The sequence below is a fragment of the Mesorhizobium sp. ESP-6-4 genome (assembly GCF_020164735.1).
GTDB lineage: Bacteria > Pseudomonadota > Alphaproteobacteria > Rhizobiales > Rhizobiaceae > Mesorhizobium.
The window spans coordinates 16,907-42,123 of record NZ_JAIUGS010000021.1 but is presented as its reverse complement, the minus strand read 5'-3'; the positions used below and the strand labels follow the sequence as shown (position 1 = coordinate 42,123).

General features: G+C 63.5%; 24 protein-coding genes and 1 tRNA gene. 17 read left to right on the top strand and 8 right to left on the bottom strand.

Annotated elements, in window-relative coordinates:
• Positions 1 to 115: 115 nt before the first annotated feature.
• The 5 genes from LB523_RS25595 to LB523_RS25575 all read left to right on the top strand — a co-directional run bounded on the left by LB523_RS25595 (position 116) and on the right by LB523_RS25575 (position 5,951).
• On the top strand, positions 116 to 1,627 hold the full coding sequence (locus tag LB523_RS25595; RefSeq protein WP_224608224.1) for an alpha-N-arabinofuranosidase: 1,512 nt from the start codon (positions 116 to 118) through the stop codon (positions 1,625 to 1,627).
• A gap of 43 nt (positions 1,628 to 1,670) precedes the next feature.
• Positions 1,671 to 2,762 (top strand): ABC transporter ATP-binding protein, encoded by a 1,092-nt coding sequence (locus LB523_RS25590; RefSeq protein ID WP_224608221.1) that lies wholly within the window; start codon positions 1,671 to 1,673, stop codon positions 2,760 to 2,762.
• 1 nt (position 2,763) lies between these two features.
• Positions 2,764 to 3,699 (top strand): carbohydrate ABC transporter permease, encoded by a 936-nt coding sequence (locus tag LB523_RS25585; protein WP_224608218.1) that lies wholly within the window; start codon positions 2,764 to 2,766, stop codon positions 3,697 to 3,699.
• Entirely contained in the window at positions 3,696 to 4,544 is an 849-nt protein-coding gene (locus tag LB523_RS25580; RefSeq protein ID WP_224608216.1) for a carbohydrate ABC transporter permease, read from the top strand. Before LB523_RS25585 ends, LB523_RS25580 begins: the two co-directional genes overlap by 4 nt.
• A gap of 93 nt (positions 4,545 to 4,637) precedes the next feature.
• On the top strand, positions 4,638 to 5,951 hold the full coding sequence (locus LB523_RS25575) for an ABC transporter substrate-binding protein (RefSeq protein WP_411966495.1): 1,314 nt from the start codon (positions 4,638 to 4,640) through the stop codon (positions 5,949 to 5,951).
• Between the two features lie 103 nt (positions 5,952 to 6,054).
• Here LB523_RS25575 and LB523_RS25570 read toward each other — a convergent pair whose 3' ends face one another.
• Positions 6,055 to 6,699, bottom strand: coding sequence for a GntR family transcriptional regulator (locus LB523_RS25570; protein ID WP_224526221.1), 645 nt, complete (start codon positions 6,697 to 6,699; stop codon positions 6,055 to 6,057).
• A gap of 323 nt (positions 6,700 to 7,022) precedes the next feature.
• On the opposite strand from LB523_RS25570, the gene LB523_RS25565 reads away from it, so the two are divergent.
• Genes LB523_RS25565 through atzF form a run of 8 tightly spaced genes read left to right on the top strand, consistent with a single transcriptional unit; the run spans position 7,023 to position 15,291 of the window.
• Positions 7,023 to 8,150, top strand: coding sequence for a BMP family ABC transporter substrate-binding protein (locus tag LB523_RS25565; RefSeq protein ID WP_095768062.1), 1,128 nt, complete (start codon positions 7,023 to 7,025; stop codon positions 8,148 to 8,150).
• 21 nt (positions 8,151 to 8,171) lie between these two features.
• A complete protein-coding gene (locus LB523_RS25560) occupies positions 8,172 to 9,296 on the top strand; it encodes an ABC transporter permease (protein WP_224608212.1) in 1,125 nt (374 codons plus the stop codon).
• Positions 9,296 to 10,222, top strand: a complete 927-nt coding sequence (locus LB523_RS25555; protein ID WP_224608209.1) for an ABC transporter permease — start codon at positions 9,296 to 9,298, stop codon at positions 10,220 to 10,222. Before LB523_RS25560 ends, LB523_RS25555 begins: the two co-directional genes overlap by 1 nt.
• Positions 10,223 to 10,236: 14 nt before the next feature.
• The gene (locus LB523_RS25550) at positions 10,237 to 10,938 is read left to right on the top strand and encodes a cysteine hydrolase family protein (protein WP_224525839.1); all 702 of its coding nucleotides are present in this window, start codon (positions 10,237 to 10,239) and stop codon (positions 10,936 to 10,938) included.
• A gap of 10 nt (positions 10,939 to 10,948) precedes the next feature.
• A complete protein-coding gene (locus LB523_RS25545; RefSeq protein WP_224608205.1) occupies positions 10,949 to 12,481 on the top strand; it encodes an ABC transporter ATP-binding protein in 1,533 nt (510 codons plus the stop codon).
• The gene (locus LB523_RS25540) at positions 12,481 to 13,149 is read left to right on the top strand and encodes a cysteine hydrolase family protein (protein ID WP_140655605.1); all 669 of its coding nucleotides are present in this window, start codon (positions 12,481 to 12,483) and stop codon (positions 13,147 to 13,149) included. Before LB523_RS25545 ends, LB523_RS25540 begins: the two co-directional genes overlap by 1 nt.
• Positions 13,142 to 13,492 (top strand): cupin domain-containing protein, encoded by a 351-nt coding sequence (locus LB523_RS25535; protein WP_224608202.1) that lies wholly within the window; start codon positions 13,142 to 13,144, stop codon positions 13,490 to 13,492. Before LB523_RS25540 ends, LB523_RS25535 begins: the two co-directional genes overlap by 8 nt.
• On the top strand, positions 13,489 to 15,291 hold the full coding sequence (gene atzF / locus LB523_RS25530) for an allophanate hydrolase (protein WP_224608199.1): 1,803 nt from the start codon (positions 13,489 to 13,491) through the stop codon (positions 15,289 to 15,291). Before LB523_RS25535 ends, atzF begins: the two co-directional genes overlap by 4 nt.
• A gap of 328 nt (positions 15,292 to 15,619) precedes the next feature.
• Here atzF and LB523_RS25525 read toward each other — a convergent pair whose 3' ends face one another.
• A complete protein-coding gene (locus tag LB523_RS25525; RefSeq protein ID WP_224608196.1) occupies positions 15,620 to 15,859 on the bottom strand; it encodes a hypothetical protein in 240 nt (79 codons plus the stop codon).
• A gap of 11 nt (positions 15,860 to 15,870) precedes the next feature.
• Positions 15,871 to 16,605, bottom strand: a complete 735-nt coding sequence (locus LB523_RS25520) for a phosphoribosyltransferase (protein WP_224608193.1) — start codon at positions 16,603 to 16,605, stop codon at positions 15,871 to 15,873.
• A 258-nt stretch (positions 16,606 to 16,863) separates the two neighbouring features.
• Between LB523_RS25520 and LB523_RS25515 the strand changes: the two genes are divergently transcribed.
• From LB523_RS25515 to LB523_RS25505, 3 genes are all read left to right on the top strand, one after another.
• Positions 16,864 to 17,292, top strand: coding sequence for a CBS domain-containing protein (locus LB523_RS25515; RefSeq protein WP_095768072.1), 429 nt, complete (start codon positions 16,864 to 16,866; stop codon positions 17,290 to 17,292).
• A 353-nt stretch (positions 17,293 to 17,645) separates the two neighbouring features.
• A complete protein-coding gene (locus LB523_RS25510; RefSeq protein WP_224608190.1) occupies positions 17,646 to 18,083 on the top strand; it encodes a DUF2267 domain-containing protein in 438 nt (145 codons plus the stop codon).
• A 48-nt stretch (positions 18,084 to 18,131) separates the two neighbouring features.
• Positions 18,132 to 18,602, top strand: coding sequence for a YbhB/YbcL family Raf kinase inhibitor-like protein (locus LB523_RS25505; protein ID WP_224608187.1), 471 nt, complete (start codon positions 18,132 to 18,134; stop codon positions 18,600 to 18,602).
• A gap of 39 nt (positions 18,603 to 18,641) precedes the next feature.
• Here LB523_RS25505 and LB523_RS25500 read toward each other — a convergent pair whose 3' ends face one another.
• The 4 genes from LB523_RS25500 to LB523_RS25485 form a co-directional block, all read right to left on the bottom strand.
• On the bottom strand, positions 18,642 to 20,117 hold the full coding sequence (locus tag LB523_RS25500; RefSeq protein WP_224608185.1) for an FAD-dependent oxidoreductase: 1,476 nt from the start codon (positions 20,115 to 20,117) through the stop codon (positions 18,642 to 18,644).
• Between the two features lies 1 nt (position 20,118).
• Positions 20,119 to 21,108 (bottom strand): hypothetical protein, encoded by a 990-nt coding sequence (locus LB523_RS25495; protein WP_224608182.1) that lies wholly within the window; start codon positions 21,106 to 21,108, stop codon positions 20,119 to 20,121.
• Between the two features lie 394 nt (positions 21,109 to 21,502).
• A tRNA-Arg gene (locus tag LB523_RS25490) sits at positions 21,503 to 21,579 on the bottom strand.
• Positions 21,580 to 21,832: 253 nt separating this feature from the next.
• The gene (locus LB523_RS25485; protein ID WP_224608179.1) at positions 21,833 to 22,756 is read right to left on the bottom strand and encodes a DUF1003 domain-containing protein; all 924 of its coding nucleotides are present in this window, start codon (positions 22,754 to 22,756) and stop codon (positions 21,833 to 21,835) included.
• 500 nt (positions 22,757 to 23,256) lie between these two features.
• On the opposite strand from LB523_RS25485, the gene LB523_RS25480 reads away from it, so the two are divergent.
• Positions 23,257 to 23,706 (top strand): universal stress protein, encoded by a 450-nt coding sequence (locus LB523_RS25480; protein ID WP_224608176.1) that lies wholly within the window; start codon positions 23,257 to 23,259, stop codon positions 23,704 to 23,706.
• Positions 23,707 to 23,949: 243 nt separating this feature from the next.
• On the opposite strand, the gene LB523_RS25475 is transcribed toward LB523_RS25480, so the two are convergent.
• On the bottom strand, positions 23,950 to 24,966 hold the full coding sequence (locus LB523_RS25475; protein ID WP_224608298.1) for a D-alanyl-D-alanine carboxypeptidase family protein: 1,017 nt from the start codon (positions 24,964 to 24,966) through the stop codon (positions 23,950 to 23,952).
• Positions 24,967 to 25,217 lie beyond the last annotated feature (251 nt).

Sequence of the window (25,217 nt, the reverse complement as noted above, 5' to 3'; positions counted from 1 at the left end):
GCCGGTCAATTGTCAGACTTTTGGCGGTTTTTCGCTTGACGAACGGATGCTGTTTCCCTTTGATATCTAATAAGGTGATTTAAATCAGCATTTATGATACTCTCGGAGGGAACGCATGAAGGCGGCCGTTACGGCGCATCCGCGTTATATCGTCTCGAAGATCGATCCCAGGCTCTATGGATCCTTCATCGAGCATCTTGGGCGGGCGGTCTATACCGGCATCTATGAGCCCGGTCACGCGACGGCGGATGACAATGGCATGCGTCGGGACGTCATCGATCTCGTCAGGGAGCTCAAGGTCCCGATCGTCCGCTATCCCGGCGGCAATTTCGTATCCGCTTACAATTGGGAAGACGGCGTCGGCCCGAAGGACGGGCGCCCGGTGCGCCTCGACCTTGCCTGGCACACGTCGGAAAGCAACGAAGTCGGCCTGCATGAATTTGCCGACTGGTGCGCCTCGGCGAACACCGAGATGATGCTTGCCGTCAATCTCGGCTCGCGCGGCCTCGATGAAGCCCGCAACCTTCTGGAATACGCCAATCATCCCGGCGGCAGCGAGTGGAGCGACAAGCGCATCGCCAACGGCCGCAAGGAGCCCTTTGACGTCAAGCTCTGGTGTCTTGGCAACGAGATGGACGGTCCTTGGCAGATCGGCCACAAGACCGCCGACGAGTATGGCCGCCTGGCCCACGAGACCGCCAAGGCCATGCGTGCCTTCTCCAAGTCGCTCGAACTCGTGGTCTGCGGCTCGTCAAATGCCAAGATGCCGACATACCCGGAATGGGAAGCGACCGTTCTCGATCATACTTACAACGAGGTAGATTACATCTCGCTGCACATGTATTTCGACAATGAAGCCAACGACGCGCCGAACTATCTAGCCATGAGCGAGAAGCTCGACGCTTACATTGTCTCGGTCGCCGGCGTCATCGATTATATCAAGGCCAAGAAGCGCTCCAAGAAGCAGGTCTACATCTCGTTCGACGAATGGAACGTCTGGTACCATTCCAAGGAGCAGGACAAGAAGATCCTTGGCGGCAATGAGGGTTGGCCCTTCGCCCCGCCATTGCTCGAAGACATTTACAATTTCGAGGACGTGCTGCAGGTCGGCCTGATCCTCAACACCTTCATCCGTCGCTCCGACGTGGTCAAGATCGCGTGCTTGGCGCAGCTGGTCAACGTCATCGCGCCGATCATGACCGTTCCCAACGGCCCGGCATGGCGTCAGACGATCTTCTATCCTTATCTCTATGCCTCGATCTACGGCCGCGGCAATGCGCTGGATCTCAAGGTGGAAAGCCCGACCTACAGCTCCACCGTCGCCGGCGACGTTTCCTATGTCGATGTCGCCGGCGTGCATGACACGGAAACCGGACATGTCACCTTCTTTGCCGTCAGCCGCCATTCGAGCCAGGAAATCGAAACCGCGATCGACATAGCGGGCTTCGGCGCGGCTGAGATCGTCGACCATCAGCTGATGACGCATGCTGATCTGAAAGCCGTCAATTCGGCGCAGAACCCAAGCAATGTCGGTCCCAGGAAGGGGACCGGCGCGTCGCTGGTGGGCGGCAAGTTGAGCCTGCCGCTGCCGCCCTATTCCTACCAGATGGTCCGCCTGAAGCTCTGACTTCAGGCGCATCGTCGTGCATGGGCTGAGGAGGAGCCTCGACGTGACGGCCGATATCGAGATCAGGAATGTGAGCAAGCATTTCGGCGCCATGACGGTGCTGGATGATCTGTCTCTCTCCATCAAGGCACGCGAATTCATCGTGTTTCTCGGGCCCTCCGGCTGCGGGAAATCGACGCTTCTGCGCATGATCGCGGGCCTCGAAACTGTCGATACCGGCGAGATAGCCATCAACAACGAACGTATCGATCATCTGCCGCCGGGCAAGCGCGGCATTGCCATGGTGTTCCAGTCCTATGCGCTTTATCCGCATATGAGCGTGCGCGACAACATGGCGTTCGGGCTTGAGAATATCGGCATGCCGCGCGACGTCATCGATGCGCGCATAAAAGAGAGCGCCCGCATCCTCGAGATGGAGCACCTCCTCGAGCGCAAGCCGGGCCAGCTCTCCGGCGGCCAGCGGCAGCGCGTCGCCATCGGCCGTGCGATCGTCAAGGAGCCGAAGGCCTTTCTGTTCGACGAGCCGCTCTCCAATCTCGATGCGGCATTGCGGACCCGTACCCGCATCGAACTTGCCCAACTGCACCAGCGCCTGCAATCGACGATGATCTTCGTCACCCACGACCAGGTTGAGGCGATGACGCTCGCCGACCGCATTGTCGTCATGAATAATCGCAAGATCGAGCAGATCGGCTCTCCCATGGAGATCTACGACCGCCCCGCGACCAAATTCGTCGCAGGCTTCGTCGGCGCGCCGGCAATGAATTTTGTCGAGGCGACGCTCGACAGGTCGAGCCGGAATGCCACGGCCAGGTTTGCGGACGGCATATCGGTTCAGACCGAGATCGCCTCCGGCCAGACGACCGATGGCAAATACACTTTCGGTATCCGTTCGGAAGACGTGCGCATCGCTCCCGCCGGGCAGGGCAATGCCGATGGCGTGGTCGATGTGCTTGAGCGGCTCGGCGAACGCACCTTGGTCTACGCCCGGCTTGGCGACGGCCAGCAGATCGTCGCCTCGGATGCTGGCAACAGCCGCGTTGCGGTCGGCGACAAGGTCGGGCTCGCCTTCGATGGCCGGAAATCGCATCTGTTCGGCGAGACCGGTCGCGCCTGGCACGCGAGGGAGGTCTGACATGGACGACCGACGGGCGACCCCGCGCACCGCGCTTCCGGCCGCCGGCGCCAGAGCTGCAAGCATCGATATCTACGCGCCGCAATGGCGAAACTTCATTTTCGTCGCGCCGTTCCTGTTCTTCTTCACGACGCTCCTGCTGGTCCCGCTGTTCTGGGGAATGTGGCTGAGCTTCCACAAGGCTGACACGTTCTCGTCCGGAAATTTCGTCGGTTTCGGCAACTATATCAGGCTGTTTCACGACAAGGTGTTCCTGCAATCGGTCTGGAATACCTTCTACTTCGTGCTTCTGACGGTGCCGACCCTGGCACTGATCGGCCTTTTTCTCGCGCTTTGCCTCAACCGCCGCACGCGCACCGCCGCGGTGCTGCGGACCCTGTTCTTTTCTTCCTCCGTGCTGTCGGTCACGATCGTCACGCTGATCTGGCGCATCGTGTTCATTCCGAATGTCGGCCTTCTGTCGACGATCTACGGATGGTTCGGCGCAACCGCCCCGGCTTTCATTTCCGATCCCAGCCTGGCGATGATCGGCATCGCCATTGCCACCGTCTGGTGGTGCATCGGCCTGCCCATGATGCTCTTTCTCTCCGCCCTCCAGCAGATTCCGCAGGATATTTACGAAGCGGCAGCCCTGGACAATGCCAATCGCTGGCAGACGTTACGCTCGATTACGCTGCCGTCGATCAAACGAACCTTCGTCCTGGTGGTCATCGTCCAGATCGTGCTGCAGTTCCAGCTGTTCGGCCAGGCCTGGCTGATGACACGCGGCGGTCCGAACAACCTGACCAAGCCGATCGTGCTGTACATCTATGACACCGCGTTCCGCCGCTGGGATCTCGGCATGGGTGCCGCGGCTTCGGAGGTCCTGTTCATCCTCATCCTGATGGCGGCCATGGCCCAGTACCTGGTCACGCGCAACAAGGCAGGTCAGGCATGAGGGCTCCAGCCATCTCCATCAAGGGACGCGCATTCGGCGACCGCGTGTTGCTGGCTCTGGTCATCCTGCTTTCCCTGGTCATGGTCGCGCCGGTCCTGTGGGTTATCGGCCTGTCGCTCAAGGAAAATGCCGAGCTGATGGCAAATCCGAATTCGGTGTTTCAGGCGCCCTATACGCTCAAGAACTACATCAACACCATCGGCACCTCGTCGGTGTTCGTCTGGGTGCTCAACAGCATCATCGTCTCCGGAGGATTGACGCTCGGAACGCTGATCCTGTCATCGCTTGCCGGCTATGGCTTTGCACGGCTGAATTTCCCCGGCCGAAACGCCCTGTTCGTGATCGTCCTCTTCGGCCTGGCGGTTCCGGAACAGGCCGTGCTTGTCGCCCGCCATCAGATCTTCAGCATGCTGAACTTCCACAACACCTATCACGGGCTCATTCTCCCGGGCCTGTCGGCTTCTTTCGGCGTCTTCCTGATGACCCAGTATTTCAAGGCCATCCCGAAGGAGCTGGACGAAGCCGCCATGCTGGACAATGCCAGCCGGTTCAGGACGTTCTGGAAGGTTCTTTTGCCGCTCACGGTGCCCGCCCAGGCAACACTCGGCATCTTCACCTTCCTCGGCGCGTGGAACGACTACTTGTGGCCGCTGATCTCGGCAACCAAGAAGGATATGTACACGCTGACGGTCGGCATGGCCTCGACACAGACCAATTTCGCCCAGTCGGAAGGCATCGGCTTCTTGATGGCACAGGCGGTGTTTGCCGGCGCGCCGATCCTGATCGTCTACCTGTTTTTCCAGAAATACATCGTCACGGCCGTCTCGGGCGCCGCGGTGCGATGACGAGATTGCCTGACGGCGGCGTCGCAGCGATTGAAGCATGAAGCCAGTCCAGCGTGGAATGGCGCAGACTCAGGAGGAGGAACTGATATGAAAATGAAGAAAGTCCTGTTTGCAGCGGTCTCGGCGGGCGTGCTGATGCTCGCAAGCCCGAGCCTTGCAGCGACGGAATTGACCGTGCAGCGGTTTTTCGGTGCCTGCGATGCCGATTTCGGCACCAACACCGATGTCGCCAAGGCAGTAGGCGAATGCGGCATCATCACCTCGCTGATCAACAAGTTCAACGCCGACAACCCCGATGTCCACGTCAGTGTCAGCACCGTGGAATGGCCGGGCTATGACCAGCTGACCGCGCAGTTCGCTTCGGGCGAGGCTCCCGACATCGTCACGATCCATGAATCCGCGCTTTCGGATTACCAGTCCAAGGGGCTGTTGATGCCGCTTGACGATCTGTTGAAGTCCGTCGGCGTCACACCCGATTCCTTCACGGACGCGGCGCGCAACGGCGCCACCAAGGACGGCAAGATCTATGGCCTGCCGATCGACAGCTGGACGATGCTCTATCACATCAACATGGATCTCTTCAAACAGGCTGGCCTCGTCAATGCCGACGGCACGCCGATCCTTCCGACGTCGCCCGAGGAGCTGCTCGCCCAGGCCGAACAGTTCAAGCAGAAGACCGGTAAGCCCTACTTCGTTCAGAACCTGGCCAATGAGACCGCGCTCTACACGCGCAATCTCTACACTTATCTCTTCCAGCAGAATTCTGATTTCTTCGCCGATCCAAAGCATGTGAAGCTGAACACGCCGGAAGCCAAGAAGGTCGTCGAGATGTACAAGGCGATCTTCGACAAGGACTACACCACCAAGGACCTCGACTATGGCGGCGCGATCAACGCCTTCCTTGCCGGTGGAGGCGGCGTGCAGCTCAACGGCACGTGGGTCGTCGGCGACAACAACGCCCAGTCCGAAACCAAGGGCACGGCCCTCAACAAGGGCGGCTATGCAGTCTACCCGTATCCGCAGCTATTTGCCGGCGCCCATGCGCAATATGCCGATGGCCACACCTGGGCAGTCTCGCAGAAGGACCGCACACCCGAACAGACCGCGGCTATCGGCAAGTTCCTGAAGTTCTTCGCCGACCATGACTTCGATTGGTCGCGCACCGGCCACCTGCCGGCCTACAAAGCCATCATCTCCTCGGACGCCTTCAAGGCGCTGCCGCATCGCAACACCATCGCCGCGGTCGCCGATCTCGGCCGGCCGCTGCCGTCCGCGGTACAGCGCCAGTTCGCGATCCAGGACATCGTGGGCGAAGAGATGAGCGCTGCAATCACCGGCCAGAAGGACGTCGATGCCGCGCTTGCCGACATGGAAAGCCGCGTCAACGAATTGCTCGCCAACATTTGACCGCAGGTTTCTCGAAAACGCTCTCGATGCCCGCGGCTGAAGGCCGTCGCGGGCATTCTTGGTCAATGAAGCAGCACCGCTTCTTCGGACCGTGCGGAAATTTTCAGGCCACATCCCGCCGATTTGGCTTGCGATCGTCAGCCGCGAACACCGCGCTCGCCTCGCTGACGATCGAGACATGGTCCCTGGCGGCCTTGCCCGCAGCCATGCTGTCTCCGCGCATTATTGCGGTGACGATCAGGTCGTGTTCCTGCCAGGATTTGGCCAGCCGTCCGGGCAGCATGAACTGGGCGCGGCGGAAGGGTGCCAACCGGCTGCGGGTCATCACGGTGAGTTCGTGGATATGCGCATTGTGGGCGCCACGATAGAGCCGGCTATGGAACTCGGTGTTGAAATACTCATAGTCCTCCTCGGCGCCCAGCTGCACCATCCGCGCCGAAGCCTGGTGCTCGATCTCGAGCCCGCGACGCTCGCTGCTGGTCATGCGCTCGGCCGAGAAGCGCGCGCAGATCGCTTCCAGTTCGGCCATGCTCTCGAACATCGAGGCGAGATGCTCCTGCGTCACGACGGCGACGATAGCGCCCCTGTTGGGCCGCCTCTCGACCAGTCCCATGGCGCTGAGCTGGCCGAGCGCCTCCCTGACAGGGGTGCGTGATACGTCGAAGCGAGCGGCGAGCGCGGTCTCGTCCAGCTTTTCGCCGGGGCGCAGGTAGCCGGTGACGATCCGGTCGCCGATCGCCCGGACCATCTGATCCACGGTCGTGCCCGACCTGATCAAGCTGCGCTTCCCCGACAATTTTCCTCCGTCGCGTCTTCTCTGGAGTCGGCCGACTCGTTGGCCTTTCGACTCAGGCATGCCCTCTATGCCTCTATTTTAATCTGTCTGTCAAATTGACTACTTTCAAGGCAAAAAGTGCATGCAATTGCCTCCGGCATAGGCACAAGCCTTCGACCTGGTAACTGATTTTATTGGATAAATTCCAAGACATAAACTGGCACGGCGGTTGCATGCACTTTCTTGGACGGCATGTTAACCGACCCGGAAAAGGGTCTCAAAGGGGAGCATTCACTATGACCGACAGATTCATGCTTAACCGCCGCCAACTGCTCAAGACCTCAGCCGCGGGAGCCGCGCTCGGCCTCGCCTCGGCATCCTTTCCGATCAGCCGTGCCTTCGCCGCCGCCGCCACTGTCGGCTTCATCTATGTCGGCCCGAAGGACGACTATGGCTACAACCAGGCGCATGCCGAGGGGGCGGCCGCGCTGAAGGGCATCGAAGGCATCTCCGTCGTCGAGGAGGAAAACGTTCCCGAGACGGTCGACGTCCAGAAGACGATGGAATCGATGATCAACCTCGACGGCGCCTCGCTGATCTTCCCAACCTCCTTCGGGTATTTCGATCCGCACATGCTGGCCATGTGCGCGAAATTCCCCGACGTGCAGTTTCGCCATTGCGGCGGCATGTGGGACAAGGCCAAGCACCCGATGAATGCCGGCTCCTATTTCGGCTATATCGGCATGGGCCAGTACCTGAACGGCGTCGTCGCCGGCCACACATCGAAGTCGAAGAAGCTCGGTTTCGTCGCCGCCAAGCCCATTCCGCAGGTGCTGCTCAACATCAACTCCTTCCTGCTCGGCGCGCGCTCGGTCGATCCGTCGATCACCTGCCAGGTCATCTTCACCGGCGAATGGTCGCTGGCGGTGAAGGAAGCGGAAGCCACCAACGCGCTGGTCGACCAGGGCGCCGACGTCATCACCTGCCATGTCGACAGCCCGAAAGTAGTGGTCGAGACGGCCGCGGGCCGCGGCGCCTTCGTCTGTGGCTACCACGCCAACCAGAGCCCGCTGGCGCCGGAAAAATACCTCACCGGGGCCGAGTGGAACTGGGCCAAGGTCTATAAGATGTTCGTCGACGACCTCATCGCCGGCACGCCGCTGCCCAATTTCACCCGCGGCGGACTGGCCGACGGCTTCGTTAAGATGAGCCCGCTCGGTCCCGCCGTCGGCGAGCCGGCCCGCAAACAATTCGACGCCACTCTGGCCGAAATGATGAAGGGCGGCTTCTCTGTCATCAAGGGCCCGCTGAAGAGCAACAAGGGCGCCGTCGTGGCGACGGAAGGCCAAGCCTTCGTAGAGACCGCCATCGAGCTCGAAAGCATGGACTATCTCGTCGAGGGTGTCGTCGGCTCGACCGCCTGAAGCCGAGCGGAGACGGGGACCATGACCGATACGGTCAGCAGTGCGGAGGCGCCGGCCCTGCTCCGCGCGAGGGGATATCCGGCGGCGCTGGAATGGATCGCGCGGCGAGCGGAGGCTTTCGTCATTCCGCTCGCGGCCCTTGTCGTCGGCATGGCGCTGTTCAGCCTGTTCATCGCCCTGGTCGGCAAGTCGCCGGTCCTGCTCTACGAGACCATGTGGCGGGGCGGCTTCGGCTCGTGGTTCTCCATTCAGAATTCGCTGTCGCGGGCCGCACCGCTGCTGCTGGCGGCGCTGTGCGTGGCACTGCCGGCGCGGCTCGGCCTCGTCGTCATCGGCGGCGAGGGCGCCATCGTGCTCGGTGGCGTCAGCGCAGCTGCCATAGGCGTGATGCTGAGCGGCGCGCCTTCCTTCATCGTCATTCTTGCCATGGGCGTGGCGGGCCTGGCCGCCGGCGGCATCTGGATCGGTGCCGTCGGCGCGCTCCGCCACTACCGGGCCGTCAACGAGACCATTTCCAGCCTGCTGATGGCCTACATCGCCATCGCCCTGATGAACCAGCTGGTGGAAGGGCCGCTGCGCGACCCGGCCTCGCTCAACAAGCCCTCGACCCAGCCGCTCGCGGACATCTACCGCATCGGCAACATTCCGGGCATGGAGGTGCATTGGGGGCTTGCCGTCGGCGTCGTCGCCTGCGTGCTCTCCTGGGTGCTGATCGAAAAGACCCGCTGGGGCTTTGCCGCCCGCATTGCCGGCGGCAATGTCAGGGCAGCGCAGGTGCAGGGGCTGGCCGTCGGACCGCTCATCGTCGGCTTTACCGCGCTTGCGGGCGGCTTTGCCGGTCTTGCCGGCATGCTGGAAGTCGCAGCCGTGCAAGGCAGCGCCAACGGCTCGCTCGCCGCCGGCTATGGCTACACCGGCATCCTCGTCGCCTTCCTCGCCCGCCACAACCCACTGGCCATCATCCCTGTCGCCATCCTGCTTGGCGGCATCGACGCATCCGGCGGGCTGATCCAGCGCCGCATGGACCTGCCCGACGCCACCGTGCTGGTGCTGCAAGGCATGCTGTTCATCGTCATCCTGCTCAGCGAAACCCTGTACGGCCGCTTCAAGGCCTTCGATCCCGATTTGTGGCGGAGGGCCTCGTGATGGATGCGACCGGGATCGGCCTCTGGGGCGTGCCGCTCGCCATCCTCGGCGGCGCGATCCGCGTGTCGACGCCCTTCATCTTCGTTTCGCTGGGCGAAGCCATCACCGAGCGCTCCGGCCGCATCAATCTGGGGCTGGAAGGCACGCTCGTCTTCGGCGCCATGACCGCATATGCGGTCGCGGTCATGACCAGCTCGCCATGGCTCGGCCTGCTGGCCGCCGCGGCCGCCGGCCTTTGCTTCGGCCTGTTCCATGGCTGGATCTGCAAATTCCCGAAAGTCAACGACATCGCCATCGGCATCGCGCTGATGCTGTTCGGCTCGGGGCTCGCCTTCTTCTTCGGCAAGCCGTTCATCAAGCCGAAAGCACCCAATCTTCCGGCCATTCCCTTCGGCGCCTGGTCCGACATTCCGCAGGTGCAGGCGGCACTCGACGTTAACGTCCTGTTCCTGATCGGTGCGGTGCTTTCGCTGGTCCTGTGGTGGGCGTTCCGCAACACCCGCGCCGGCCTCATCGTGCGCGTCGTCGGCGACAGTTCCGATGCCGCGCGCGCCATGGGCCTCAACCCGAACACAGTGCGCCTCATCGCCACCGGCGTCGGCGGCGCTTTGGCCGGCATCGGCGGCGCCTATCTGTCGCTCTACTATCCCGGCAGCTGGACCGAGCGCATCTCGTCCGGTCAGGGGCTGATGGCGGTGGCGCTGGTCATCTTCGCGCGCTGGAATCCGCTCGGCTGCTTTGCCGCCGCGCTTCTGTTCGGCGGCGCTGGAGCGCTCGGACCGGCGCTGCAGTCGGTCGGCGTCACGCAAGGCTACTATTTGTTCTACGCCGCCCCCTACATCCTCACCCTCATCATCATGATCGCCACCTCGTCGCCGACACGCTCGCTAGCGGGCGCGCCGGGCGAATTATCGATCACCAAATAGCTGGAGTTTTTGCCATGAACGCCAGAGCCGAAATCACCCAGCGCTATATCGACGCCGACCCGTATCCGTGGCCCTACAATGGCGAGCTTCGCCCCGACAACACGGCGTTGATCGTCATCGACATGCAGACCGATTTCTGCGGACCGGGCGGCTATGTCGATCATATGGGATACGACCTGTCGCTGGTGCGCGCGCCGATCGAGCCGATCAAGTCGGTGCTGTCGGCCATGCGCGCGAAAGGCTACACCATAATCCACACCCGCGAGGGCCACCGGCCCGACCTCGCCGACCTGCCCGCCAACAAGCGTTGGCGCTCGCGCCGCATCAATGCCGGCATTGGCGACCCCGGCCCCTGCGGGCGCATCCTGGTGCGCGGCGAGCCGGGTTGGGACATTATCCCCGACCTCTACCCGATCGACGGCGAGCCGATCATCGACAAGCCCGGCAAGGGCTCGTTCTGCGCCACCGACCTGGAGCTGATCCTCAACCAGCGCGGCATCGAAAACATCGTGCTCACAGGCATCACCACCGATGTCTGCGTGCACACCACCATGCGCGAGGCCAACGACCGCGGCTTCGAATGCGTGATGCTGGAGGACTGCTGCGGCGCGACCGACTACGGCAATCATCTTGCCGCGATCAAGATGATCAAGATGCAGGGCGGCGTCTTCGGCGCGGTGTCGAGCTCGGCGTCCTTCGTCGCCCAGCTGCCGTAAGGAAACCAGGATGAGCGCGATCACCGGCAACAAGGCCGTCGGCGTCGAGACGATCGGCATGACCATGCGTTTCGGCGCCTTCACGGCGTTGGGCGACGTCTCCATCAAGGTGCCGGCCGGATCGTTCCACGCCCTGCTTGGCGAAAACGGCGCCGGCAAGTCGACGCTGGTCAAATGCATGATGGGTTTCTATCACCCGACCGCCGGCGACATCCTCGTCGACGGCCGCGAGGTCGCGATCGCCAGCCCCAGGGACGCCTCGGCGCTCGGCCTAGGCATGGTCTACCAGCATTTCACGCTTGTCCCCTCGCTGACCGGCGCCGAGAATCTGGTCATTTCGCGTGAGAAGGTTCCCGGCGTGATCGACTGGCGCAAGGAGCGCGGCGAGCTCGCAAAGTTCATGGATCGAATGCCGTTCAAGCTGCCGCTCGACGTCAAGGTGGCCGAGCTCGCTGCCGGCGAGAAGCAGAAGCTGGAGATCATCAAGCAGCTTTATCTCGGCCGCTCCTTCCTCGTGCTGGACGAGCCGACCTCCGTGCTCACTCCCGGCGAGGCGCAGGAAGTGCTTGGCCTGGTGCGCGCCATGACCAGGGCCGGCGACCTGACGGTGCTGATGATCTCGCACAAATTCCATGAGGTGACGGCATTCGCCGACGATGTCAGCGTGCTGCGCAAGGGCAGGCTGACCGGCACTGGGCGCGTCGTCGACCTCGACCGCAAAGCCATGGCGGCGATGATGATCGGCGACCAGCCGATCGCGGTCCTCGACAGCCGCGCCGAGCCCAGGCCGGACGCCGAGATCGTCCTCGAGGTCACGGCGCTGAAGGCGCCGGACCGCACCGGGCTGAAGTCGATCCGGATCGAGGATCTCGGCGTGCGCGCCGGCGAGATTGTCGGCATCGCCGGCATTTCCGGCAACGGCCAGAAGGAATTGCTCGAAGTGCTGGCCGGGCAGCGCCCCCGCGATGCCGGCGAGGTCATGGTGCGCGGCACCGCCTATGCGGCAACGCGGGCCCAGGCGCGCGCTCTCAATGTGCGGCTCATTCCCGAGGAGCCGCTGAAGAATGCCTGCGCGCCGAAAATGACGGTGGCCGAAAACATTTCTTTCCGCACCTTCGACATCGACGGCAACGGCAAACCGGTGAGCTGGATCAGTGCCGGCGCCATCAGAGCATTCAGCGCCAGGCTGGTCGAGCAGTTCAAGGTCAAGACCGCATCGCTTGCCTCGCCGATCGCCTCGCTGTCGGGCGGCAATGTGCAGCGCGCCGTGCTTGCCCGTGAGCTCACCGGCAAGGTCGACCTCCTGATCGTCTCCAATCCGTGCTTCGGCCTCGACTTCTCGGCCGTGGCCGAAATCCGCGCCCGCATCATGAAGGCGCGCAATGCCGGCGCCGCCGTGCTTCTGATGTCGGAGGATCTCGACGAACTGCTCGAGCTCTCGGACCGCATCTTCGTCATGTCGGACGGCGCGCTGGTCTACGAGACGCCGATCGCGCAGGCTAGCGTGCAGACCATCGGCGAGCACATGGCGGGACATCACTAATGGCGGAAATCGCAGCGCAGCCATTTCCGTTCGCCTTCAAGCCGCGGACCATGGCGCTGGTCGTCATCGACATGCAACGCGACTTCGCCGAGCCCGGCGGCTTCGGCGCCAGCCTCGGCAATGACGTCAGCCGGGTGACCGCGATCGTGCCGACGGTGAAGCGGTTGATCGACGGCTTTCGCGCCGCAGGCCTTCCGGTGATCCACACGATGGAGTGCCACCGGCCCGACCTTTCCGACCTGCCGCCGGCCAAGCGCAATCGCGGCAATCCGTCGGTTCGTATCGGCGATGCCGGGCCGATGGGCCGCGTGCTGATCGCCGGCGAGCCGGGCACCGCGATCCTCGACGAGCTTGCGCCGCTGCCCGGCGAGATCGTCATCGAGAAGCCGGGCAAGGGCGCCTTCTATGCGACCTCCTTCGGCGATGACCTGAAAAGGCTCGGCGCCGAGCAGCTCGTCTTTGCCGGCGTCACCACCGAAGTCTGCGTGCAGACGACGATGCGCGAGGCCAACGATCGCGGCTATGAGTGCCTGCTCGCTGAGGACGCCACGGAAAGTTACTTTCCGGAGTTCAAGGCGGCGGCGATCGCCATGATCAGGGCGCAGGGCGCCATCGTCGGCTGGACGGCGACGACCGACCAGGTGCTCGAGGGAATTGCCAATGCCTAATCTTGCCTTTGCCGGCCTGCTCGACGGCGGCTGGCGCGATCTGGCGTTCGAGCCTTTCCGCGACGGCATCGGCGTGCATTGGCTGCTGAAGGGTGGGCCGGTCGAGCCGTCGGTCGCGATCCTGAAATACCGGCCGGGCGCCAGCGTGCCGCGCCATCGCCACGTCGGGCTGGAGACCATCGTCGTGCTGGAAGGCACCCAGAGCGACGAGAACGGCGACTATCCTGCCGGCAGCGTGATCCTCAATCCGGTCGGAACCGAGCATTCGGTGTGGACGAAGGACGGCTGTGTCGTGCTGATCCAATGGGACCTGCCGGTGATCATTCTGGGGGAGACGAAATGAGTGATGCCCACTTCGACATAGCGAGCCTGCGCGCCGCCTATCGTGGAGGTGTCGGCGTTGGCGATGTGATCGCGGCGATTTATGCCCGCATCGAGGCTGCCGACGATCCGGGCATCTTCATCCATCTCGCCGCCAGGGCGGATCTGCTTGCCGCGGCCGAAGCGCTCGGCCCGTTCGACCCGGTGGCAAAACCGCTGTGGGGCATTCCCTTCGCCGTCAAGGACAACATCGACGTCGCCGGCATGCCGACGACGGCGGCCTGCGCGCAATACACCTACTGGCCCGACAAGGACGCCACCGTGGTGGCGCGGCTCAAGGCCGCCGGCGCGCTGGTCGTGGGCAAGACCAATCTCGACCAGTTCGCCACCGGCCTCGTTGGTGTGCGCACGCCCTGGCCGATCCCGCGCAACGCCATCGACGCGGAGCTGGTGCCGGGCGGCTCCTCCTCCGGGTCGGCGGTGGCGACGGCGCGCGGCATCGTCTCCTTCGCGCTTGGCACCGACACCGCCGGCTCCGGCCGCATCCCGGCCGGCCTCAACAACATCGTCGGGCTGAAGCCGACCGTCGGTGCGTTGTCGACAGGCGGCGTCGTTCCGGCCTGCCGCACGCTCGACTGCGTGTCCGTGTTCGCGCTGACCGTCGACGACGCCTATGCAGTGTTCTGCGTCGCGGCAGGGCGCGATGCGGCCGATCCCTATTCGCGCGACATCGCCGTCCGGCCGCTCGCCGCGCGCCCGCCTGTGCTGAGCGTCGGCATCCCGGCAAGAGCCGACCGGAAATTCTTCGGCGATGCGGCGATGCAGGCCGGCTTCGAGACCTCGCTCGCCATGCTGTCGCGGCTCGGCTGCCGGCTGGTCGAAATCCCGTTCGGCGATTTCTACGCCACCGCCAACCTTCTCTATGAGGGTGCCTGGGTGGCCGAACGCTATGCCGCGATCCGCGATTTCATGGAAGCCAACGAAGCCGCCATGCATCCGGTGACGAGCAGGATCATCGGCGGCGCCAGGAAGCTGTCGGCGGCGGACGCCTTCCGCGGCCTTTATGCCTTGCAGGCCTACCGGGCCAAGCTCGCCCCGCTCATCGCCTCGGTCGACCTGTTCTGTGTGCCGACCGCGCCGACGCATTACACCACCGCCGCCGTGCTCGCCGATCCGGTCGAGACCAACAGCCGGCTCGGCACCTACACAAATTTCGTCAACCTGCTCGACATGTGCGGCATCGCCGTGCCGACCGGCACGCGCGACGACGGCCTGCCGATGAGCGTGACACTGCTTGCGGCCGCCGGACTGGACGGCCTTGTGGCGTCCATCGCGCGCGATCTCCATGCCGCGAGCGGTCTCACCCTCGGCGCGACCGGCTGGGGGCAGCCGAGCGTGCAGCCTGTCGGCGCGTCGGCCGAAGACGGCACGATCGAATTGGTGGTGGTCGGCGCTCACCTCTCGGGAATGCCGCTCAATGGCCAGCTCAAGCAGGCCGGCGCCCGGTTCTGCCGGGCGACGAGGACGGCCTCCTCATACAAGCTTTATCAGCTCGCCGGCCAGGCCACCCCCAAGCCCGGACTGGTCCGTGTGGAGAACGGCGGCACTGCGATCGAGGTAGAGGTCTGGCGGCTGCCTGCCGAGGCCTTCGGCCGCTTCGTGGCCGCCATCCCGCCGCCGCTGGGCATTGGCAACATAGAGCTTGACGACGGCAGCAGCGCCAAAGGCTTCCTGGTGGAATCCGTGGGCTTGCTGGGCGCTTCCGACATCTCGTCATTCGGCGGCTGGCGCCGCTTTCTGTCTGATCGCGTTCCCGTTTGAATGTGTCGTCAACGGACTCCGCGAACTGCTTTGCATGGAATCAGTGCCGGGCACGTCGTTCGAACGATGACGAAGACGGCGCCGCTCAACGATTGCTATTATGCGCTGCTGCCGAAGTCGAACCGCTCGGGCAACTGCCAATCCATGGCTTTTCTCCTGATCAGATTTCCACTGGGATCGAAATCACTCGTGCTAGCCAGGTAGAATCCGGATTACGGCCGTGAACAACGAATGCACGCAGCGCACTCCCCAGCCCGTGCCCGACTGGCACCTTAAGACAGCATCTGCAGACATCCGGCGGCCATGCATGGGAAATGACCGATGCCATTCACGGGCCGGTGCAAATGATCCCGGGACCAGTGATCCAAGCCCCGACTGTCAGAACCTCGACGCCGATCTGTCCGAAATCAGATGGCGCAAGAACCATTGAGCCGGCGAGATCCGCGACTTCGTCCAGGGCGCCGGGCTCCTCGAACAGATGTGTCGCGCCAGGGACGATGGCGAGCTCCTTCTCGCTGGGCAGCGCCCCCGCGGGAACATGCACGACGTGCTCGCTATGCCAGTCCATATCTAATTCCGCTATGGCGATCTGTTGCCGCGCGCCGAACCCGCGGCCGCGTGCCCGGCCAACTCTTCTTCGGCAGCGGCAGTCTTGTCGGAAGCGGCAGGCTTGGGCACGGACCTGGCGAGGAGCGCGCGGACCTCTTCATCGCTCGTCTGTGAGAAATCCACGTACCAGCGCCCGACACCGAGCAGCGGCTCTGGCGTCGTCGCGCAAACGACTTCGTCGGCGTCCGCCCGCATCGCGTCGCAAGTGTCGGGGCTACCGACGGGAACGGTCGCGACGATATGGGCGGCGAGGTTTTTTCGCAGCGCCTTGATCCCCGCCCGCATGGTCGATCCGGTCGCAAGCCCGTCATCCACCAGGATAATGGTCCGTCCATTCAACTGCGGCTGTGGCCGCACGGTCCTATAGAGGTGCTCACGGCGCAGAAGCTCTTTTTCTTCCTTTGCAGCGACCGCGTCGATGACCTGCGGCGGGATCCCGAGGCCGGCGACGATTTCGTCGCTCAGGACACGTACGCCTGAGGGCGCGATTGCCCCCATAGCCAGTTCCTCGTGGCCGGGGACGCCGAGCTTGCGCACGACGAAGACGTCGAGCGGTGCCTTGAGTGCCTGCGCGACCTCGTAGCCAACCGGCACCCCGCCTCGGGGCAGCGCCAATATGATGACGTCGTCGCGCCCGGCAAAGCGAACGAGTTCCCCGGCCAGTCGCCGTCCGTCCTCGCGGCGATCTGTAAAGATGGCAGCCATGACCTTCGATCCGCGTGCATCTGCTTTCCCGGTGTATATTCTTTCAGTCTGCGGCCACTCTCGTGGGATGGGCTGCGGCACCGGTATCATTTTGGAACTCGCTCGCTGTCTCGACGTTCCAAGAATAGTTTCGATCGCGAGGGAGGCGCGTTGGCGCGCGGATCGAGCAGACCGCGATCCGTGTCCGGACGCGTGGCGGTCTCGCGTTGCGCAGCAGGAGGCGGGGTGGGCCCCAGCAATCAGAGAGAGGAACATCCCATGCAAGTTCAGGAGATCATGTGCCGTCGGACCGAACTGGTCGGCCCGAACACGACGATCAGGGATGCCGCCAGGAAAATGCGGGCCGACAATCTCGGCGCCCTTCCGGTCGGCGAGAATGACAGGTTGGTCGGCATGGTGACAGACCGCGACATTGTGATGCGTGGCGTCGCCGAGGAGCGCTCAGCCGGCAACACGACCGTTCGCGAGGTCATGTCCGAGCATGTCCATTGGTGCTTCGACGACGCCGACATCACCGATGCGGCGAAGATCATGGCCAAGCATCAGGTGCGTCGTCTTCCGGTGATCAACCGCGACAAGCGTCTCGTCGGCGTCATTGCTCTGGCTGACCTCGGGCGGACCGATGAGGAAGCCGCCAAGATCGCCCTGGAAGGCATTTCGGAGGCGACGGACGATCCTCGGCGCTAGGGCAATTCCAGGAAAAGTGCGTAGCGGTTTTCCGTCCGGAATTGCGTAAAAACAAAAGCTTGGAGCGGTTTGGCGATTCCGTGAAACACTGAACCGCTCTAGACGCTCGCCTGAGCGGTTGCGGCCATGCGTTCTCCTCCGTCGGGGCTGAACGTCTCCTGCTCAGGCAGCCTTCAGTTTGGCTACTATCGCGCTTTGACGTCTATGCGGCGTGTCTTGTCCTTTGCAGCGGGATTCTTCGGAAGCTCGACAGCCGACAAGAATGCGCCTCGGGACATGCGATCGCGGAACAACGGGCCGACACGGCTGTTTGGCCAATCCACCTAGTCGGATTTGAACGGAAGGAGGATTCGATGAACGCCACCGGACTCGACGTATTCGACAAGACACTGCAGACCACAAACATCTGGCTCGACGAGATCATGGACGAGATTGGACCGGATCGGCAGGTCGCCTGGCACGTTCTCGGAGCGGTGCTGCACGCCCTGCGCGACCGTATCCAGCCGGATCTTGCAGCCCACCTCGGCTCGCAATTGCCGATTCTGGTTCGTGGCGCCTTCTATGACCAATATCAGCCCTCCAAAGCTCCCGAGAAGGTGCGGTCGCTCGACGAGTTTCTGGCCAAGATCAAGGCGGAGCTTGAGCTCATCCGTGCGCTCGATTCCGAGGATGCATTCAGGGCCGTGTCCAAGGTGCTTGCCCATCATGTCGAAGAAGGACAGATGCACAAGGTCTGGGACTCCCTGCCAGGAGAGATCAGACGGGTCGCCGAAGCCCAGCAAGCGGCGTGAACGGCGCCGGCGCGGGTTTCTCGGTCGCAATCTCCTGGGGAAATAGCAATGCCACTCACCCTTATCAGCCCGGCGTTCGCGGCAGGCGGAAAAATTCCCGAAAAGTACGCGCGCGACGGCCAGAACGTCTCGCCGCCGCTGAAGTGGTCCGGTGTTCCTGGCGGTACCAAGAGCCTTGTTCTAGTCGTGCAGGATCCCGATGCGCCAAGCGGGACGTTCGGGCACTGGGCGGTCTTCAATATCCCGCCGGATGCCGGCGGACTTGCCGAAGCCGAAGATGGCAAGCCCGGTCCGTCGGCACTCAGGCAAGGCACCAACGATTTCGGCAATGCCAATTACGATGGTCCGCAGCCGCCTGCGGGGCATGGCGTCCACCATTACCACTTTCGGCTGGCCGCGCTCGACGTACCGAGTCTCGGCGTGCCGGGACAGGCGGGCGTGCATCAGGTCTGGAAGCAAGCCCAGAAACACGCATTGCAGGAGACGGAGTTGGTCGGAACCTACGAACGGCCAGTATGAGGCCGGCGGCATTGGTCGCCGCCTTCACAGCTGCCGCTTTCACAATGCAATCTGGGCAAGCGGTTTTCGGGCAGGGCCGTGGATGACCGAGCCGTCGGCGGCAAAGACCGAGCCGTGGCAGGGACAATCCCAGGTGCGGTCGGCATTATTCCAGGATACCGTGCAGCCTTTGTGGGTGCAGGTCGCCGAAACCGCCCGGAGTGCTCCTTCGGTGTCTCTCCACGCCGCAATCTTTTCGTCTCCCCTGACGATCACGCCACCCATGCCAGGCGCGATATCGTGCGTGCTCGAGACGATCGATTGACTGCGGCCATTCTTGTGGAAGTCCTCGGGATAGGGCCGCGCCGGATCGTAGAGTTTTTGCCATCGGCTTGGGCGGCCGCAGATCAGGTCGGCGATCATCGTGCCCGCGACCGTTCCGTTGGTGATGCCCCAGGCGTTGAAACCCGTGGCAATGTGGAAGCCGGCCGCCTTGGTGGAATCGGGTTCGCCGGCGTATGGGATCCTGTCGGCCGTGTCATAGTCCTCATTGCACCAGCGCCACGCAACGTCACCGACGGGAAGGTTCTTTCTCGCCCATTTTTCCAGTTCGATGAACCGCCGCGCCACGTCGCCATCCCAGCCAGTGTTGAATTTGGGGCCGAGCGCGACCAGCAGTGGACCTTCGGCATCACGGCCCGTGCGAATGGAATGCGTCGGATCGTCGATGCCGATAAACATGCCGTCGACAGGGCGGGGATCATCGATCCGAAAGGCCATGGCGGTGTGGCAGCGCGGTTGCGTCCGGTTCGCCATGCCGACGGGACTCTTCACCGTCATGTTGGTGGCCACGATGACGTCTTCGGCATCAACGGCGCCGCCATCGGTGACCACGCGCCAGCGGCTTGCCTCGTCGATCGAGGTGGCGCGGCTGTTTTCGAAGATACGACCACCATGGGCTGTCACCGCTGCCGCCAAGCCAATCAGATACATCGTTGGATTGAACTGCGCCTGGTCGGGGAACCCTAATGCTGCGGTCGTTTCGAAAGGCAGCGGCGCGCGATCGAGGAGATCGGCCTCCAGCCCGACCTGGCGCGCGGCCTCCGCCTCGGCCACGACCTCCGCGCGCCGGCTTTCACTGCACGTGTAGGTATAGGCGTCCTTGCTCTCGAGATCGCAGGCGATGTCGTAGTTGTTGATCCAATCGCGGATTTGTTGCGCGCCAGCGGAATTCGCGTCGGCGTAGTCCTGGGCCAACTCCAGGCCGACAGTGTCGATGAGATGACGATAGATCAGGGCATGCTGCGTGGTGATCTTGGCCGTCGAGCGGCCGGTGACCTGGCCGCCTGTCCGCAGGCCTTCGAGGACGACCACCAATCGGCCCGCCTCGCAAAGGCGAAGCGCCGTCGTCAGGCCGACAATTCCAGCCCCCACGACAACGGCGTCCGCACGGAGCGAACCTTCGAGCCGGGGAAAGTTGGTGGCGGTGGCTGCCGCAACCCAACAGCTTCCCGGTTTTCCCAAGAGAATGGCCATTTCAACCGTGTCCCTTGCGTCTCGATGCGCTTCCATCGACAACCGGGCCGGCGGAGGAACGTTCCCGGGGTTCGTCGCTTTCAGTCGATCCCTCGCCACCCCGGGTCAGAAAAGCGCCGGGAAGATGCGAGGTGCAGGCCATCACCCAAGTGATCGCCTCGCGGTCGTATTCGTCGCCCGAGCGCCAGTCCTCGAAGAAGGCGTTCAGCCTGTCGATACGCCCCGGCCAGATACCGGCGGCCTGCAGGCCGAGTGAAACGCCGTAATTGGTGAAGGCGAACTTGGTATCGCCCAGCCATGGGGCGCGGCTGAAATAGCCGGGCGGGTCGACCCACATGGTTTCCAGGGTTCGCAGCGAACGCCTCGTCTGCGCCTCTGCCCACGGCTCGTCGGGAAAGAAATGGGCGAGCCACAGCATCATGCCCAGGCCGAGGTCCTGCTCGATGTCGAGGGTGCGCCAATCCCGCTCCATCAGGTCGCGCATTTGCGCGATCTCGACCGCCAGCGCGTCCTCACCGAGCATCCGGTAAGAGACGTAGCCGTCATAGGCATCCATGCTGCCGAGACCGTAGCCAGGATATGGGCTGCTCAGATCCTCCTGCATCTTCCAGATCACGCCGCGTCCGGGGATCACAAAGGCCGGGTGAATGTCACGCGCCAGCGCAATGCCCCGCTTGCGGTATTCCGGCTTCAGATCGCCGAGACGCGCCAAGGCGAACAGCCACATCGCCAGATAATGGAAATACTGGCCATCGCGATCCGCCGCCTCGCCGATCCTCAATCCGCGCCTGCGGCCGAGCACACGCTCGACATCGGCCACCAGCCGGTCGGCCGCGCCCAGCCAGCGCTCTTCGCCAGTTTCTGTGTAAAGCGAGACATAGAGCACGACGCCGAATGCATCGGTCCAAAGATACCGCAAGCCGTTGGGCCAGATGCCTTCGGCGCGCAGCCAATCGAGTTTTCGCAGGACATAGTCGACGTCATGCAACATTGAGCCAAAGTCCTAAAACTGGCGGAACTGGCCGGTATTCGGCACCGCGCGACTGCGAGCATGCCGAATTTCGAGTTCTCCTCGGTCCGTTGATCTGGCCAGATATCGCGAAACGATCTGATCGGCGGCGGGTTCCTTGGCCGCTTTGCCCGGCGCGACCGGATATCCTCGTCCTGATCACGAGTTCCGGGTCCAGACACTCATAGCGGGATGTGCGAGGTTGCCATGCGTTTCGGGCGTTTCGATCGGGGAGGCAAAGTTGCGACGCCGCAAATCCGAATTGAGGCTGGCGAGGCCGCAGCCGAGCGCGGTTCTCAGCGCTTACGCCGCTCAACCCCGAACGACTTCAGCTAAGCAAAGCCTAGTGCTAACTACCTGTTATGCAATGAGAAATTGGCGCACCCGACAAGATTCGAACTTGTGACCTCTGCCTTCGGAGGGCAGCGCTCTATCCAGCTGAGCTACGGGTGCTTCCCGGGAAAACGAACCGGCCGGTGAGCCGGCCAGCCACGGCTTCATAGCGGAAGCCGGCCGTGGCTTCAACGGCCAATTGGCGATTGTGCGGCGGCCTGAGACGGGTTGAATTGTCTCACCGATAGCTATCGGACATGGCGCTCCTTCGACGTCGCGGCTTCGCCGAGCCCACCGTTTCGGAGCAAGCCGCGGGTCTCGCCGCCCTTCGGACCTCCGTTTTTTGGGCGCGAGGAACCCAAGCTCTTGGGTCTCACCCCTCCGCCTCCACCTTCGCCACCCTCCTTCTCACCGCCCTTGTCGCCCGCTTCTGCTTCTTAGCCCCCGCCAACTCGTGCATCGCATCCAGCTGCATCTGCTGCATTTCGGCCAGCCGTTGCCATTGGCGCGAGATCAAATAGTCGAGCTTTTCGTGCAGATGGCGCACTTCGAGCTCGGCCTTCAGGTTCACCCGGTAGTCGTTGAAGGAGCGCAGCCGGTCTTTGGCTTCCTGCCGCTTCTGGCTCATCATGATCACCGGCGCCTGGATGGCGGCGATGCAGGAGAGCAGAAGGTTGAGCAGGATGAACGGGTAGGGATCGAAGGCGTGCGCCAGGCCGGCGATCAGGTTGATGCCGATCCAGACCAGAAGCACGGTAGCAAACGAAATCAGGAACCACCAGCTGCCGCCGAACTCGGCCATCGTGTCGGAGACGCGGTCGGCGAACGAGCGGTGCTCCTCGAACTCCTCTTCCGAGTTTTCCGAAATCGTGTCTTGTCTCGCGATCGATTCCACCACCTGGCGGTCGAGCTCGGAGAACTCGCCGTGCTCCTGCTGCAGCAACTCCTCCATGTAGCGCATGCGGTAGCGGCCGAGCTCCTCGCGGCTGATGCGGGCGCCGCGCGGCAGGTCGGGATGGTCGGAGCGGATGCGGTCGGCAAGGCTGGGCCTGAGGTCGTCGATCCGCACCAGGTCGCGCTTGCGGAATTTCCGGCCGCTGATCGCCGAGGGTTTTTTCTTCGGCTTGATCCGGCCGGGCACATGCGGTTCGGAATCCGGCACTTCCGGCGCTTCGAGGATCTCGTCGGCTCCGTGCTGGGCATCCTCCAACACGGTTTCCGCCTCGAGATATTCGCCGGCGACGTCGTTCTCGTTGTCCGCCTGCTTCTGCGCGGCTGCCTTCGGGTCGCTGGCCATGGTCGGTGCTCCTGTTCGAGGCTTTGCGATACGATACGCCAAGCCGGCGGCATATCCATGGTCAGTATGAAAAGCGTGTGACGGAACAAGTTCTTGTGATGGGGGGCAGGGTGCGTTCTTCGCCGACCTTCGCGCCGCGATCGCACAGGTCGGCGCAGCCCCCTCTCCGTCTCGGCGCTTCGCGCCGATCCACCTCTCCCCCGCTTTGCGGGGGCGAGGAAACGCCAATCGCCATTGCCGCGCCGTTCGCAATCCTGGGTTCCTCGCCCCCGCCGGAGGCGGGGGAGAGGTGGCTCGGCGAAGCCGAGACGGAGAGGGGGAGCGCCGTCGGCAATTTCTCACCACCCTGGAGCAATCGTCTCCGCCCCCTGGCCTTGATCCGGATCAACCTGGCCCCTGTGGCGGGCCTGATAGGCTGACTATATCGAGATCAGGCCTGACCGTTCAGGCTCCCGCCACCTGGGCCGCGCGCAGCGCCCCGCAAATGAGGGATCGCCACCATGTACAAGACAATCCTGATTGCCACCGACGGTTCGGAACTCGCCCAAAAGGGCGTCGCCCACGGGCTTGAGCTGGCCAAGGGGCTCGGCGCCACTGTCGTCTTCGTCACCGTCTCCGAGCCGTTCCCGACGCTGGCCTGGGGCGGTGCCATGGCCGGCTATGTCGCCGCCGACGAGCTCTCCAATTACGAGGAAAGCGCGCGCAAATATGCAAGCGAGGTGCTCGACAAATGCAAGGCCGAAGCCGAGGCCAAGGGTGTGGCCTCCAAGGGCGTCCACGTCGAGAACAAGGCGCCGGCCGAGGCGATCCTTGAAGTTGCGGGCGCCGAGGGCAGCGACCTCATCGTCATGGCCTCGCACGGCCGCCGCGGCCTCGGCCGCCTGATGCTTGGCAGCCAGACGGCGGAGGTGGTGTCGCTGACGCGGATCCCGGTGCTGGTGGTCCGGTAGGCTCCGCCGATATTCAGGTGATGCCGGCCTGCGAACGACGATTTCCTGCGCTTCCGGTGCTCACGTGCTTAAAGTACGCTCCGCTCGGTTCTCGGAAACCATCATTCTCGGCGCGGCCTGGCCTGAATCTCGACAGACCCGGGCCGTCGGGCGCCGTTTCTATCGGTTCGTCATTCTAGGGTCTGCGCGCGTCGCTTCGCTCCTTGCTCCGCCCTGGAATGACGAGCCGACAAGGGCGCCGCGCTACTGCGCCGGCAGCAGCAGCGGCGAAGTGGGCGACGCCAGATCCGGCGACGGCAGGTCGGACGCCGGCTGGCCAGCCTGCATCGACGCAGGGGGCGCGGAACCCGGTGCCGGCAGCCCTGGCAATGCCGAGCCGGGCGGCTGCAGGCCAGGCGGCGGCGAGGCCGGCTGTTGCCCGGAATACATCAGCCTGGGCTGGCCGGCATCGGCTGTCGTCGGCCCCAGGCTTCGCTGGATCAGCGCCTCGACATGGTTGTTGCGCTGGCGCGCGCTGTCGGCGCCCATCACCACCACGATCAGATGCCTGCCGTCGGCATTGTAGGAGGTGACGATGTTGTAGCCGGAGGCACGAATGTATCCGGTCTTGATGCCGTCGACGCCGCGCACGCGGCCCAGCATGTCGTTGTGGCCGCGCACCAGCCGGCCGCGGAACATGAAGTCGCTTTCGGAGAAATAGTGGAAATGCTGCGGAAAGCGCTTTTCCAGCGCCATGCCCAGCACCGCCATGTCGCGCGCCGTGGTCACCTGGCCGTCATCGGGCAGGCCGCATGCATTGCGGAAATTGGTGCCGGTCATGCCGAGCGAGCGGGCCCTGGCGGTCATCATGGCGGCGAACTGGTCCTCCGAGTCGCCGCCAAGATATTCGCCCACCGCCACCGCCACGTCGTTTGCCGACTTCACCACCATGGCACGGATGGCGGAATCGACGTCGATCGTCTCGCCGCGCCGGAAGCGCAGTTTCGTCGGCGGCTGCGTGGCGGCGTGGTCGGAAACCGGGATCTGCGTCTGCTTGGTGACGCGGCCGGACTCCAGCGCCTCGAACAGCATATAGAGCGTCATCATCTTGGTCAGCGAGGCAGGATATCGCTGCGCCGTGGAATTGACCTCGAACAAGGTCTTGCCGGTCGAGGCGTCTACCACGATCGCCGCATATTTCTGCGGCTTCGCCGGCACGGCAAGCACGCTTTCAGGCGGCGCGGCCGTGGTGCAGCCGGCGACCAGCAGGAGCAGGGCCATCGCAGCGATGAGTTTTTGGAGGATGAGGAAGGGACGGGGCAAGACGGTTCTAAAGCTGTTGCTGAGATGCGGCGAAGCTAACGTAACGCATGTGCCGCGTCCAACTGGTTAACGGCGGCAATAAGGCATTTGCCCAGGTTTTGGAGGTTCGAGCCCTCGCCGAAGCTGCCAATCTCCCCCTTGCGGGGGAGATCGGATGCTGCTTGGCTTTCGCCAATCGCCGGCCAGCTGCTTACCCCCGTTTTGCCTTC

Coding starts and splice junctions, on each gene's coding strand:
- LB523_RS25480 (WP_224608176.1), top strand. CDS start 23,257: ATGTACAAGACAATCCTGATTGCCACCGACGGTTCGGAACTCGCCCAA.
- LB523_RS25575 (WP_411966495.1), top strand. CDS start 4,638: ATGAAGAAAGTCCTGTTTGCAGCGGTCTCGGCGGGCGTGCTGATGCTC.
- LB523_RS25495 (WP_224608182.1), bottom strand. CDS start 21,108: ATGTTGCATGACGTCGACTATGTCCTGCGAAAACTCGATTGGCTGCGC.
- LB523_RS25535 (WP_224608202.1), top strand. CDS start 13,142: ATGCCTAATCTTGCCTTTGCCGGCCTGCTCGACGGCGGCTGGCGCGAT.
- LB523_RS25485 (WP_224608179.1), bottom strand. CDS start 22,756: ATGGCCAGCGACCCGAAGGCAGCCGCGCAGAAGCAGGCGGACAACGAG.
- LB523_RS25500 (WP_224608185.1), bottom strand. CDS start 20,117: ATGGCCATTCTCTTGGGAAAACCGGGAAGCTGTTGGGTTGCGGCAGCC.
- LB523_RS25505 (WP_224608187.1), top strand. CDS start 18,132: ATGCCACTCACCCTTATCAGCCCGGCGTTCGCGGCAGGCGGAAAAATT.
- LB523_RS25540 (WP_140655605.1), top strand. CDS start 12,481: ATGGCGGAAATCGCAGCGCAGCCATTTCCGTTCGCCTTCAAGCCGCGG.
- atzF (WP_224608199.1), top strand. CDS start 13,489: ATGAGTGATGCCCACTTCGACATAGCGAGCCTGCGCGCCGCCTATCGT.
- LB523_RS25545 (WP_224608205.1), top strand. CDS start 10,949: ATGAGCGCGATCACCGGCAACAAGGCCGTCGGCGTCGAGACGATCGGC.
- LB523_RS25515 (WP_095768072.1), top strand. CDS start 16,864: ATGCAAGTTCAGGAGATCATGTGCCGTCGGACCGAACTGGTCGGCCCG.
- LB523_RS25580 (WP_224608216.1), top strand. CDS start 3,696: ATGAGGGCTCCAGCCATCTCCATCAAGGGACGCGCATTCGGCGACCGC.
- LB523_RS25550 (WP_224525839.1), top strand. CDS start 10,237: ATGAACGCCAGAGCCGAAATCACCCAGCGCTATATCGACGCCGACCCG.
- LB523_RS25560 (WP_224608212.1), top strand. CDS start 8,172: ATGACCGATACGGTCAGCAGTGCGGAGGCGCCGGCCCTGCTCCGCGCG.
- LB523_RS25570 (WP_224526221.1), bottom strand. CDS start 6,699: ATGGTCCGGGCGATCGGCGACCGGATCGTCACCGGCTACCTGCGCCCC.
- LB523_RS25510 (WP_224608190.1), top strand. CDS start 17,646: ATGAACGCCACCGGACTCGACGTATTCGACAAGACACTGCAGACCACA.
- LB523_RS25585 (WP_224608218.1), top strand. CDS start 2,764: ATGGACGACCGACGGGCGACCCCGCGCACCGCGCTTCCGGCCGCCGGC.
- LB523_RS25520 (WP_224608193.1), bottom strand. CDS start 16,605: ATGGCTGCCATCTTTACAGATCGCCGCGAGGACGGACGGCGACTGGCC.
- LB523_RS25565 (WP_095768062.1), top strand. CDS start 7,023: ATGACCGACAGATTCATGCTTAACCGCCGCCAACTGCTCAAGACCTCA.
- LB523_RS25595 (WP_224608224.1), top strand. CDS start 116: ATGAAGGCGGCCGTTACGGCGCATCCGCGTTATATCGTCTCGAAGATC.
- LB523_RS25475 (WP_224608298.1), bottom strand. CDS start 24,966: ATGGCCCTGCTCCTGCTGGTCGCCGGCTGCACCACGGCCGCGCCGCCT.
- LB523_RS25555 (WP_224608209.1), top strand. CDS start 9,296: ATGGATGCGACCGGGATCGGCCTCTGGGGCGTGCCGCTCGCCATCCTC.
- LB523_RS25525 (WP_224608196.1), bottom strand. CDS start 15,859: ATGGACTGGCATAGCGAGCACGTCGTGCATGTTCCCGCGGGGGCGCTG.